Source organism: Aquidulcibacter sp., assembly GCF_044346625.1.
GTDB lineage: Bacteria > Pseudomonadota > Alphaproteobacteria > Caulobacterales > Aquidulcibacteraceae > Aquidulcibacter.
Window position 1 is genome coordinate 131,966 of sequence record NZ_JBIIYV010000001.1, and the last position, 11,455, is coordinate 143,420.

Annotated in this window: 10 protein-coding genes; 9 read left to right on the forward strand and 1 reads right to left on the reverse strand. The window is 54.7% G+C overall.

All coding sequences use genetic code 11. The annotated features are described in order from the left end of the window. Positions 1 to 79: 79 nt before the first annotated feature. The 7 genes from queF (at position 80) to recA (ending at position 6,719) form a co-directional block, all read left to right on the forward strand. Positions 80 to 547, forward strand: a complete 468-nt coding sequence (gene queF, locus ACIQ20_RS00585) for a preQ(1) synthase (RefSeq protein WP_395776385.1) — start codon at positions 80 to 82, stop codon at positions 545 to 547. 9 nt (positions 548 to 556) lie between these two features. After that, entirely contained in the window at positions 557 to 1,213 is a 657-nt protein-coding gene (locus ACIQ20_RS00590) for a M24 family metallopeptidase (protein ID WP_395776387.1), read from the forward strand. A 152-nt stretch (positions 1,214 to 1,365) separates the two neighbouring features. Further along, positions 1,366 to 1,638, forward strand: coding sequence for a flagellar biosynthesis protein FliQ (gene fliQ / locus ACIQ20_RS00595; protein ID WP_313585971.1), 273 nt, complete (start codon positions 1,366 to 1,368; stop codon positions 1,636 to 1,638). 11 nt (positions 1,639 to 1,649) lie between these two features. Next, positions 1,650 to 2,399: a flagellar biosynthetic protein FliR gene (fliR, locus tag ACIQ20_RS00600; RefSeq protein WP_395776390.1), complete on the forward strand. Its 750-nt coding sequence runs from the start codon at positions 1,650 to 1,652 to the stop codon at positions 2,397 to 2,399. 9 nt (positions 2,400 to 2,408) lie between these two features. Then, the gene (gene flhB / locus ACIQ20_RS00605; RefSeq protein WP_395776392.1) at positions 2,409 to 3,512 is read left to right on the forward strand and encodes a flagellar biosynthesis protein FlhB; all 1,104 of its coding nucleotides are present in this window, start codon (positions 2,409 to 2,411) and stop codon (positions 3,510 to 3,512) included. 33 nt (positions 3,513 to 3,545) lie between these two features. Continuing rightward, positions 3,546 to 5,450 carry an ATP-binding protein gene (locus ACIQ20_RS00610; protein WP_395776394.1) on the forward strand — a complete coding sequence of 635 codons (1,905 nt, stop codon included), beginning with the start codon at positions 3,546 to 3,548 and terminating at the stop codon, positions 5,448 to 5,450. 177 nt (positions 5,451 to 5,627) lie between these two features. After that, the gene (recA, locus tag ACIQ20_RS00615; protein ID WP_395776396.1) at positions 5,628 to 6,719 is read left to right on the forward strand and encodes a recombinase RecA; all 1,092 of its coding nucleotides are present in this window, start codon (positions 5,628 to 5,630) and stop codon (positions 6,717 to 6,719) included. A 153-nt stretch (positions 6,720 to 6,872) separates the two neighbouring features. Here the strand turns inward: recA and ubiG are convergent, their stop codons facing one another. Further along, positions 6,873 to 7,655, reverse strand: coding sequence for a bifunctional 2-polyprenyl-6-hydroxyphenol methylase/3-demethylubiquinol 3-O-methyltransferase UbiG (gene ubiG / locus ACIQ20_RS00620; protein WP_395776398.1), 783 nt, complete (start codon positions 7,653 to 7,655; stop codon positions 6,873 to 6,875). Between the two features lie 150 nt (positions 7,656 to 7,805). On the opposite strand from ubiG, the gene ACIQ20_RS00625 reads away from it, so the two are divergent. Together ACIQ20_RS00625 and ptsP are read left to right on the forward strand one after the other, a co-directional pair. Continuing rightward, positions 7,806 to 9,050, forward strand: a complete 1,245-nt coding sequence (locus ACIQ20_RS00625) for an aspartate kinase (RefSeq protein ID WP_395776400.1) — start codon at positions 7,806 to 7,808, stop codon at positions 9,048 to 9,050. A gap of 133 nt (positions 9,051 to 9,183) precedes the next feature. Further along, positions 9,184 to 11,445: a phosphoenolpyruvate--protein phosphotransferase gene (ptsP, locus tag ACIQ20_RS00630; protein ID WP_395776402.1), complete on the forward strand. Its 2,262-nt coding sequence runs from the start codon at positions 9,184 to 9,186 to the stop codon at positions 11,443 to 11,445. The last annotated feature ends 10 nt before the right edge of the window (positions 11,446 to 11,455 follow it).

The following is an 11,455-nucleotide window of genomic DNA, read 5'->3' on the forward strand; positions in this document are numbered from 1 at the left end:
GGTACAAGTGGGCGCGGATGATGTATGTCGCGTGCAGAGGTTGGGTGCACGAAGGCTGATTTAGCGCTACATCACGCACATGAGCAATTCTTCAATTTATGAGGGTCTAGGCACCCTCGGCCAAGACGTTCGCGGTTATGCTTCTCCTGAAGAGGCTGTGCTCGAGCGGGTGTCCAATCCCCATTTAGGCACTGTCTATCTGGCGCGCTTTGTCGCGCCGGAATTCACCAGCCTATGCCCTGTCACAGGGCAGCCTGACTTTGCGCATCTGGTCATCGACTACGTGCCGGGTGACTGGTTGGTTGAGAGTAAAAGCCTGAAGCTATTTCTAACCAGTTTCCGAAACCACGGCGCTTTCCACGAGGATTGTACCGTCGCAATTGGCAAGCGCTTGGTTGAGTTTCTGGCACCAGAATGGCTCCGAATTGGGGGCTATTGGTATCCTCGTGGCGGCATACCAATTGACGTATTCTTTGCGACGGGCCCAGCACCAGAGGGTGTTTGGATTCCCGATCAAGGTGTGCCGCCCTATCGCGGACGAGGCTAAGTGACGGCCGTGATCGACCCTCGCGAAGCCAATCACCCGCACTTCCGATTGGAGCTTCAAGAGGGCGCCCAATCGCGGGCTTGGGAAGCATTGGCCAGAGCTGCGGCTATGATAGAGCCCGGGATGAATGACCTCGACGGCAAAGCGATTGTCGATCAGGCAATTATGGAGAGTGGCGCAGAGCGGCTTTGGCATGCCAGCCAAGTTCGATTTGGTCCAAACACGCTCCTGCCGTTTGGCGAACAGCCGGCCGCCCCGCATATTCTAGAGCCCAATGATATCTTCTTCCTTGACATTGGGCCCTGCTATGAGGGCCATGAAGGTGACGTCGGTGCCGGCTTCACCTTGGGCCAAGTCCCCGCCTACGAAAGCTTAATCGAGGATTCCAAGGCGGTCTTCGCTGCAGTCAAGGCGCATTGGAGCGAAACCGGCGCGAACGGGCCCGAACTCTATGACTTCGCTTTGGCTGAGGCTGCCAAACGCGGACGCACGTTGGCATTAGAAGGGGCATCTGGCCACCGGATCGGGGCATTTCCGCACCGTGTTCATCACAGCGGAAAACTCAAAGCCTATGGCAAAACCCCCTCGCCAGCCGCCTGGATTCTCGAGATCCACGTCGTCGATCACGTCTTGAAGGCCGGGGCATTTTACGAAGATATGCTGTAGAGGCGCTTGGCCGGTCCGTAAAACTGAAATCGCCGAGATGGAAATCAAGGCAAAGGCGCGTTTATCAAGACTTTATTAACCATGCCAAGCCATCCCATACCAGTGCGGAACTAGAATTGGTTCTTTAACGCCCTGAGTCGGAGAAGCTGACGATGAATGCCCCAGAAGTTCTTGATGTTGCCCGCGACGCGATCTGGTTGACGATCGCCATGTCGGCACCGGTCATGCTGGTTGGTTTGGCGGTTGGCTTGGTGATTGGTCTGTTACAAGCCCTTACCCAAATTCAAGAACAAACTTTGGTGTTTGTGCCGAAGATCCTTGCCATCTTTGCGGCACTTTTGCTGTTTTTGCCCCTAATGGGCGGGATGCTGGGCGAGTTTATGACCCAGATGTTGGCGAAAGTTGCGTCTGGCGGCGCGGGCTAAGGGGCCCTCGGATGGAACTCCTCCCCCAAACGGTTTGGGTAATCGGCCTTGTCTTCGCGCGGGTTGGCGCATTGATGATGCTCGCGCCTGGCATCGGCGATCAGTTCGTACCTGCGCGAGCCCGCCTAATGGTTGCGCTTTTTATCGCGTTTACCTTAGCCCCGGTTGTTTCAGTTAAGATCGCGCCGCTGCCATCTGATACAGCCGATATGTTCCTCGCCATCGCGAAAGAGATTTTGATAGGCTTGTCGCTGGGCCTGACAACCCGTATTTTGTTTTCAGCGCTCGCCACAGCTGGCGCGATTGCTGGGATGCAGACTGGTCTTGCTATGGCCATGGCCTTTGACCCCTCGCAGCAACAACAAGGCGCGGTGTTCGGGACTTTCTTAGCCCTCCTTGGAACGGCCTTGGTGTTTCAAAGCGACGTACACCACTTGTTTATCTCCGGTGCGGCCAAGAGTTTTGACAATTTTTTGCCCGGTGCGCCCCTCCCCCTTGGCGATATGGCCCAGTTTAGCCTGCGTGCTTTCAGCCAAGCTTTTTCCCTAGCCATCCAAATTACGGCACCCCTGTTATTGTTTGGCATCGTGATCAACGTGGCTTTAGGCATAATCAACAGAGTGGCGCCCGCTATCCAAGTGTTTTTCATCGCCCAGCCGATTCAGGTTCTGCTTGGAATCATGCTGTTTGCGATTACCGCTGGGGCGGGCATGTTGGTGTGGCTTGAAGCCATTGCCACCGCCGGTCGGTCCTTGAATTGAGGCCGCCAGATGGAAGAAGATGAATCGCAAAAAACTGAAGCCCCCAGCCAGTACAAGCTGGATGAGGCCCGTAAAAAAGGCGATGTTCCTAAGTCGCAAGACATCGCGACCTTGTTTGTCCTAACGGCAGGCGTTGCAGTTCTTTTGACTCTTGGTCTCCACAGCGCGCAAGACCTTGCCCGCTACATGACGGTTTTCATTGAACGACCAGAGCAATTTGCGGTTGATGGTGGCGCCCTGCAACGCCTCAGCTTCGATGTCGGCTCCAAAATGGTAATCTTGTTGAGCGCCACGATTGGCGCAATCTGTGTTGCTGGTCTGGCAGGCCATCTCGTGCAGTCGGGTCTATTGTTCACAGCCGAGAAGATGATCCCAAAGATTGATAAAATTTCCCCGATCGCAGGTTTTAAGCGCCTGTTTGGGGCCGAAGCTTTGATGACCTTTGGCAAGACCGTTTTGAAATTGATCGTCATTTGCTGGGTCGCTTACGCAATCTTGGCACCCCACGCCCGAGAAATGCCGATCTTAGTAGCGATGGAACCTGCCGCCCTGATGCCGGTCCTCGTCAAAATCCTGCTTGAACTTTGCTTTGCGTTGATTGGCATTATCGCAGTCGCCTCAGTCGCAGATTACGCGATCCAGCGCTTTTCTTGGATCAAGCGAAACCGAATGAGCAAACAGGAGCAAAAAGACGAATACAAAAAGCTGGAAGGTGATCCGCTGATCAAAATGAAGGTGCGACAGATCCGGATGCAGCGCGGACGCAATCGCATGATGGCCAAAGTGCCTGAAGCGACTGTGATCATCACAAATCCAACCCACTTCGCCGTGGCCTTACTTTATGTTGCTGGCGAAACCCCTGCGCCGATCTGCGTGGCCAAGGGTGTGGACAACTTAGCTTTGAAAATTCGTGAGATTGCAACGGCTTCAGACGTGCCCATCATCGAAGACCCCCCCTTGGCCCGTGCGCTATATGCCAGTGTTGATCTTGAAGAGACTATTCCAGCCGAACACTATCAAGCTGTAGCAAAAATCATTGGAGTGATTTTGGGTGTAGCCGCGCGGCGCAAATCAGGTGATTCTCTCCAGAGTCGAGTCCAAAACGCCGCCTAGGCGAAACTTTGGAACGATTTGGGGCAGAGACGCATGGCTGGACTATTGAAGATGTTTTCCCGGTCGGAATCACATGACTGGCTGGCAAGTATGGATGGCCCCGCCGCCCTCTTCACCCGGTCAGGACGCTTTGTTGCAGGCAACCCTGCCTATGATGGCATCTACCGACCTGTGTCGATTGACCCCCTCTTAATGAGCCTGCTCGACCAAGCCTGCGCCTTTAGGGCCTCGAAGGCGGTTCGCCGCGGGATAAGTTTAGACGAAACACAAGGACAGGTGCGCGTCCGCGTCAGCGCTATCGGTGACAATGCTTTGGTTCGATTGACCACAGTTGAGGGACCGGCCCAGCCACAGGAAGACTCTAACGATGCTTTGGGATCTGCATCTCAAGGCGCACTTGCTGTTCAAACCGCATCTTCGCTGTTGACCGGCCTCGCACGATTGATTGCTGAAGCCCCGGTCGGCTTTGCCCGCTTGGACCGGCGCGAAGCACGCCAAGCGATTATTCAAGAAGCCAATCCCGCCTTCGTCCGAATTGCAGGGGCTGGCAAAGGGGCAAAGCTTTCAGACTTGGTTGCATCTGCCCATGCTGATGATTTAGACCGCCTGGAAGTTGGCGGGCAGCGACCTATTGAGCTGGATATAGCCAATTCCGGCGGGCAGACTTGCGAAGGATGGCTGCTAGAAGACGAAAATGATGGCGCGGCCCTCATGCTGGTCGACGTCTCAACCCGCCGGGAGATGGAGCATCGCCTCGCTCAAACCAGCAAAATGCAAGCCGTCGGGCAAATCGCGGGCGGGGTTGCCCACGAACTCAATAACTTCCTTTTGGTCATCACACTGAACTGCGACGCCCTGCTGGCGCGCCATCCCGTTGGTGACCCCAGCTATGGTGAATTGCAGAGCATTCAGAACACCAGTGCGCGGGCAGCAGAGCTTGTCAAAATGCTTCTGGCCTACGCGCGCAAACAGACTTTCCGACGTGATGTTCTAGATGTTGGGGCCGTTTTAACTGAGTTTGCAGTTTTGATGCGGCAGGTCTTGGACGAGCGCATCATCTTCGAAATCACCCATGGCCGCGACCTGCCCAATGTGCGCGCTGACAAGCAGCAATTAGAAACCGTCTTCATGAACCTCGTCACCAATGCCCGCGATGCGGTGTTGATGTCTGGCAGGGGCAAAGGCTCCGTGACCGTCCGCACCAAGCGCGCAACGACGCAGGATGTGCGAACGGCTCTGAAGGGCTTGAGCATTGCTGATATCGAAGATTGCGATTGGGCCATGATTTCTGTGACCGACACGGGAACTGGCATGAGCCAAGACATCGCCACCAAAATCTTTGAACCCTTCTTCACAACAAAAGAACAAGGCAAAGGCACCGGCATTGGCTTGGCTACTGTCTATGGCATCATCAAGCAATCTGATGGCTTTATTGCGCTTGATTCGGTTGAGGATGAAGGCACGACCTTTCACGTCTTCTTGCCGGCCACCACCGCCGATGATGTCAGTGACGCTATGCCAGCAGCGCAAGCCCAAGTTGCTGAAGCGCGGCCGATGGATTTGGCAGGTCGCGGACGAATCTTGTTGGTCGAAGATGAAGAAGGTGTTCGCAATATTGCAACCCGCCTTCTGATGCAGCGCGGCTATCAGGTGACCTCGGCGGGAGATGGCGAAGAAGCGCTGGAAATTCTTGAGAATGACCCCAACAGCTTCGACCTTGTCTTGTCCGATGTTGTCATGCCTGGCTTGGATGGCCCAGGCCTTTTGAAAGCAGCCAAGCCTTACTTGGGTCATGCCCGAATTGTCTTTATGTCTGGCTATGCAGAACAGGATTTTGCCCAGACCTTGGAAGATGAGCGCTCCATTTCCTTCTTGCCAAAGCCATTTACGCTGGCACAATTGGCCGAACGGGTCAAAACAGAACTTGCGGCGGCTTAATACGTCATAATCGGACGTATATATTCTAAAAAAGTAGATTAATCCACTTTGTTCCACTTGTGTTCTTAGAACATATCAGATACAAAACCCCCATGACGTGACGAGGTCTGGTTTGCACACAGCTCTACTGAGCCCATTGTGCCGATGCAGGCGGGAATCGTGAAAAGGGGTTCAAAGATGGCTACTCAGGCTTCAAATGCAGCGCTTCGCTTGGTGGAAAAAAACGATATGGACAAAGAAAAAGCTCTCGAATCGGCTCTGTCTCAGATTGAGCGTGCCTTTGGTAAAGGCTCGATCATGCGCTTGGGCGAACAAGGCGCAGCGGTCGAGATTGAATCCGTGTCAACCGGTTCTCTTGGTCTCGACATCGCCTTGGGGATTGGTGGCCTGCCACGTGGTCGCATTGTTGAAATTTATGGCCCTGAAAGCTCGGGCAAAACCACGTTGGCGCTGCATTGTATCGCTGAAGCACAAAAGAGCGGTGGAGTTTGCGCCTTCGTCGATGCCGAACACGCGCTCGACCCAATTTATGCCCGCAAGCTTGGGGTAGATTTGAGTGATCTGTTGATCTCTCAGCCAGACACGGGCGAGCAAGCCCTCGAAATCACCGACACTTTGGTGCGCTCAGGCGCGGTCGACGTTTTGGTAATCGACTCGGTCGCGGCGCTTACGCCAAAGGCTGAAATTGAAGGCGATATGGGTGATAGCCTACCCGGCCTGCAAGCCCGCTTGATGAGCCAAGCTTTGCGCAAACTGACTGGCTCCATTTCGCGCTCCAAGACTTTGGTGATCTTTATCAACCAGATCCGTATGAAAATCGGTGTGATGTTCGGTAACCCTGAAACCACAACGGGCGGGAATGCACTTAAATTCTATGCTTCGGTGCGTCTGGACATTCGCCGGATTGGCCAGATCAAGGACAAAGAAGATGTGGTGGGCAATGTCACCCGCGTCAAAGTCGTCAAGAACAAGGTGGCCCCGCCATTCAAACAGGTGGAGTTTGACATTCTCTATGGCGAAGGCATCTCCAAGCAGGGCGAATTGATTGATTTGGGTGTTAAAGCCGGGATCGTTGAGAAATCTGGCTCTTGGTATTCCTATGACAGCACCCGAATTGGCCAAGGCAAGGACAATGCGCGATCCTTCTTGAAGTCAAACCCTGAAATGGCGGCTGAGATTGAACATAAGGTGCGCCAGAACGCTGGCATTCTCGCTGAAGTCTTGGCCGGTGAGCCTGTCTCTGAAGATGGCGAGATGGACGATATGTAGGTTGACCTGAAGGGCGGTTTCTACCCTTCAGCGACGAAGCCAAAGACGCTGGCTGCCAGGAATACCTAAGAACGACATAGAAGCTTTTTAGCAGGACCAAGCCTTCCGGTTTGGTCCTGCTGCGTTTTGAGCAATGCGACGCGGTTCAAACCCTCAAGCCGCTTTACGCACGACAATCATGTAATTCATGCTGGTGTCGGCCCCTAGAGACCAGCGATCCATCAGTGGATTGTAATTGACGCCAATCGGTTCATCCAGGCTAAGCCCCGCTTCCGGTTTTAAGGCTGCTTGAACCTCAGATGGTTTGACCAGCTTGTCGTAGTCATGAGTGCCAGGCGGCAACCAACGCAAGATTCGTTCGGCCCCGATAATCGCAAGCGCGAGTGCTTTAGGGGTGCGATTGATGGTCGCAACAAACATGAGGCCACCAGGTGCCACCAATTGCGCAGTATTCTTTAGAAAAGCTGCTGCATCGGCCACATGCTCCACAACTTCCATGTTGAGCACAATATCAAACGGGCCTGCACCAGCGGCCAGCAATCCTTCCGCGGTGCCATAACGATAGTCGATCGAAAGCCCTGTTTGGGCCGCATGGGTCATGGCCGTTTTGATATTGGGTTCGGTTGCATCCACCCCGGTTACAGCTGCGCCCAAGCGTGTCATCGGCTCGCTCAGAAGACCACCACCACACCCTATATCAAGTAATTTCAGACCCTTGAGGGGTAGGTCAGAACCAGGCTTCAAACCGAAATGGGCTTCTGCTGTCTCGCGAATGAAGCGCAGACGCGTGGGGTTAAATTTGTGCAAAGGGCGGAATTTGCCGTAAGGGTTCCACCAGTCCTCCGCCATGGCCGCAAACTTGGCCACTTCTAAGGGGTCGATCGAAGGCGAGTGTGGCGGCATCTCCATCGTGGCGTCTTGGGTGGCTCTAGGCATCGAGTTCAACTCACCTGTGTGACAGTTTGCAACATGCGAAAGGATTGACCTTAAGACTTCATAGAGCGATGAGCGCGCGCGTCGAGAGCCGTGGTCTGTTTGTAACTGCGGATTTCTGCGTCTAAGGGCATATCTAAGGAGAAAAGAAGCATGTCGCGTCTGGTGATGAAGTTTGGTGGAACCTCTGTGGGAGACGTCGAACGTATCCGCCGCGTTGCGCGCTTGGTGAGTGCTGAGCGTCAGGCAGGGCGTGGGATTGCTGTGGTCGTATCGGCCATGTCGGGCGAAACCAATCGTCTAGTCGAACTGTCCCGTCAAGCTGGGGAAGGCCTGCCCCCAGAGTTATTCGATGATGAGTATGATGTTGTGGTCGCCACTGGCGAACAAGTCACAACTGGTCTTCTCGCTTTGGCTTTACGTAGCATGGGGATCCCGGCACGCTCCTGGCAGGGATGGCAAATCCGCGTCGCTTCCAGCTCTGCACACGGCTCTGCCCGTATATCAGATATTGATGCTGAAGAAGTGGCAGCCGCTATTGATTCTGGCGAAGTGGCGGTGATCCCGGGCTTCCAAGGCGTGACCGAAGAGGACCGTATTACGACCTTGGGTCGGGGTGGTTCCGATACCTCCGCCGTTGCTGTTGCCGCCGCGCTGAAGGCTGAGCGTTGTGATATCTATACCGACGTGGACGGGGTCTATACGACCGACCCCCGCATGGTACCAAAGGCTCAACGCCTTGAAAAAATCTCTTATGAAGAAATGCTCGAAATGGCCTCACTCGGGGCGAAAGTCTTACAAACTCGGTCGGTAGAATTGGCGATGGCCAAGCGTGTGCCGGTACGCGTGTTGTCGAGTTTTGTAGAACCCGGTGAGCCAAACCCTGGAACTTTGGTCTGTGATGAGGATGAAATTGTGGAAAAGCAAATCGTGTCGGGCATCGCCTATTCGCGCGACGAAGCCAAGGTCTCGCTGAAAGCCTTGCAGGATCACCCCGGCGTTGCCGCCGATATCTTTGGCCGCTTGGCTGAGGCAAACATCAATGTGGACATGATCGTCCAAGCCCCTTCACGTACTGAAGGTGCCGTCAACATGACCTTTACCGTGCCAGAGCGGGAAGCTGATCGCGCTATGGCGCTGATGAGTGCAGCGCAAGAGCAAATTGGCTTTGAACAGGTTGAAGTCAAAAAAGACGTCTCAAAAGTGTCCGTGATCGGCGTCGGCATGCGATCACACGTAGGCGTTGCCCGCATCATGTTTGATGCCCTGTCAAAGAAAGGGATCAATATTGAAAACATCGCAACTTCCGAGATCAAAATCTCGGTTTTGATCGACAGCTCTTACACTGAATTAGCCGTTCGCGCGCTGCATACGGCTTATGGGCTCGACGCTGCCTAAGTTTTGTGCAGCTTCCAGCAAAAAATGCTGTCGCTTTGAAGGACAGTTTATCCCTTCTCTTGTATGGGGAAGGCGACTTATGGTGTGGTCCTGCGGGTGCGGGGTGTCACACCGCACCATTTTGAGGAAGTGAATGAGCCCTGTTTCTTCTGGCAATGCGGGGGGGTCACGCGTCTTATTGCGTCGCCTGCGCGATGTCATGGTACAGGACGCGGACACCCAAACCCGCTTAGACCGGATCGTCGCGCAGATTGGCACGACGATGGTTGCAGACGTGTGCTCTATTTATCTGCGGCGTTCGGACGGGTCGCTGGAATTGTTCGCCACAGAGGGCCTCTCACGCGACGCAATCCACCGCACGAGGATGAAGGCAGGCGAAGGCCTAGTTGGCCTGGTGGCTGAAGGCGTCGAGCCGATTAGCCTCGCGGACGCGCCAAAGCATCCGCGTTTTTCCTACCGTCCTGAAACCGGCGAGGACCCATTCCAATCCTTCATGGGCGTGCCAGTATTGCGCAGCGGCCGGGTTGTGGGGGTATTGGTGGTGCAGAACCGCTATGCCCGCACCTATGAAGATGACGAAATCGAAGCCCTACAGTTGATCGCGACGGTGCTGGCTGAAATCGTCTCGGTCGAGGACCTCACAGGGGCCTTGTCCGAATTCCAAATCAAGCCGACCACGCCCGAAACGATTAAAGGCAAAGCCTATTCACGTGGACTTGCCTCGGGTCAGGCGCTTCTTCACGATCCAGATGTTGAGCCGACTCGCTATTTGTCTGACGATCCAGTGGCAGAAGAACAAAGGCTCGATGAGGCTTTGATCAAATTGCGTTCAGGCTTGGAAGCGCTGCTGGCAGGGGATGTGCAGACCTTAGGAGGCACTTCTTTTGAAGTTCTTGAGACATTTCACCTGCTCAGCCAAGACCGGTCGTGGGAACGAAGGCTGCGCGATGGGGTGAAAAACGGCCTGACAGCAGAAGCGTCGGTAGAGCAAGTGCGCTCTGAACACCGCGCACGTATGTCTAGTGCCAAGGACGGCTATATTCGCGACCGCCTACACGATCTCGAAGAACTGGATAATCGCCTGCTGCGATATCTGTCAGGCGATGCCGGGGACCGCAAGGAGGCACCAGAGGATTCTATTCTGGTTGCGCGCGATATTGGCCCCGCGGAGCTTCTCGAATATGGCCGTGGGCGTATCAAAGCAATTCTTCTAGAAGAAGGGTCCCCCTCTTCCCATGCGGCGATTGTGGCCAAGGCAATGGGTGTTCCCATGTTGGGCCAACTGCCCAACCTACTCTCCCGGGTTGAAGCTGGCGACATGATCATTGTCGACGGCAATGAAGCCCAAGCCTATTTGCGGCCCGACAAAATGGTCTCCGCTGCATTACATAGCCGGTTTGTAGCCCAAAGTGCCGAGCAGGAACTATTTGCAGCCACCAAGGACCTGCCGAGTCAAACTCTAGATGGCCAGACAATTCAATTGCTTCTAAATGCCGGCCTAGCCATTGACTTGGAGCAATTGGAAGCAACAGGGGCCAGTGGCGTAGGCCTTTATCGGACCGAGTTTCAATTCATGATCGCGGACTCGCTGCCTCGTCTCGACGCACAAACCGCGCTCTATACTGAAGCGTTGGATCTCGCCAACGGCCGCCCTGTGACCTTCCGAACCCTTGATCTCGGTGGCGATAAGGTTGCGGCCTACATGCCAACTGAGCGCGAGGAGAACCCTGCCATGGGCTGGCGGGCTGTCCGAATGGGCCTCGACCGGCCGGGCCTGTCCCGCTATCAATTGCGGGCCTTGGTGCGTGCAGCAGAGGGCCGCTTGTTGCGTGTTATGTTCCCGCTGGTAGCCGTGGTGGATGAGTTTCACCGCGCAAGAGAGCTCCTCGAAAAAGAATTGGCATGGGCCCGCGCCAATGGCCGGTTTGGGCCATCGAGAGTGGAAGCAGGCGCGATGATTGAAGCTCCGGCATTGGCTTGGGATACAGCCTCGATTGCGGAACATGCTGATTTCTTGTCCATTGGCACCAACGATCTGATGCAGTTCTTTTTCGCGGCAGACCGTGGCACCGCCAAGGTCGCTGATCGCTATGACATTCTATCGCGACCTGCGCTTACTTTCTTGAAGCATATTCGCGATAGCGCTGGACAGACGCCAATTTCGATTTGCGGCGAACATGCCGGGCGTCCACTCGAAGCTATGGCCATGATCGGATTGGGCTTTACTCGTCTCTCTATGCCTGCTGGGGGAATCGGACCAGTGAAACGGATGCTAATGTCCCTTCATGGGGAAGATTTCTCCAAAACCTTGATGTCTTTGTTGCGCAATGGTGACGGCCACCTTCGCAACGCACTGAAAGACTACGCAAAAACTCACCTAGTTGTTGTAAACTAGGTGGTAAACT

What these genes read in the sequence shown, in the direction of transcription:
- queF (WP_395776385.1), top strand. Translation starts at nt 80, where the DNA reads ATGAGCAATTCTTCAATTTATGAGGGTCTAGGCACCCTCGGCCAAGAC.
- fliQ (WP_313585971.1), top strand. Translation starts at nt 1,366, where the DNA reads ATGAATGCCCCAGAAGTTCTTGATGTTGCCCGCGACGCGATCTGGTTG.
- fliR (WP_395776390.1), top strand. Translation starts at nt 1,650, where the DNA reads ATGGAACTCCTCCCCCAAACGGTTTGGGTAATCGGCCTTGTCTTCGCG.
- flhB (WP_395776392.1), top strand. Translation starts at nt 2,409, where the DNA reads ATGGAAGAAGATGAATCGCAAAAAACTGAAGCCCCCAGCCAGTACAAG.
- ACIQ20_RS00610 (WP_395776394.1), top strand. Translation starts at nt 3,546, where the DNA reads ATGGCTGGACTATTGAAGATGTTTTCCCGGTCGGAATCACATGACTGG.
- recA (WP_395776396.1), top strand. Translation starts at nt 5,628, where the DNA reads ATGGCTACTCAGGCTTCAAATGCAGCGCTTCGCTTGGTGGAAAAAAAC.
- ubiG (WP_395776398.1), bottom strand. Translation starts at nt 7,655, where the DNA reads ATGCCTAGAGCCACCCAAGACGCCACGATGGAGATGCCGCCACACTCG.
- ACIQ20_RS00625 (WP_395776400.1), top strand. Translation starts at nt 7,806, where the DNA reads ATGTCGCGTCTGGTGATGAAGTTTGGTGGAACCTCTGTGGGAGACGTC.
- ptsP (WP_395776402.1), top strand. Translation starts at nt 9,184, where the DNA reads ATGAGCCCTGTTTCTTCTGGCAATGCGGGGGGGTCACGCGTCTTATTG.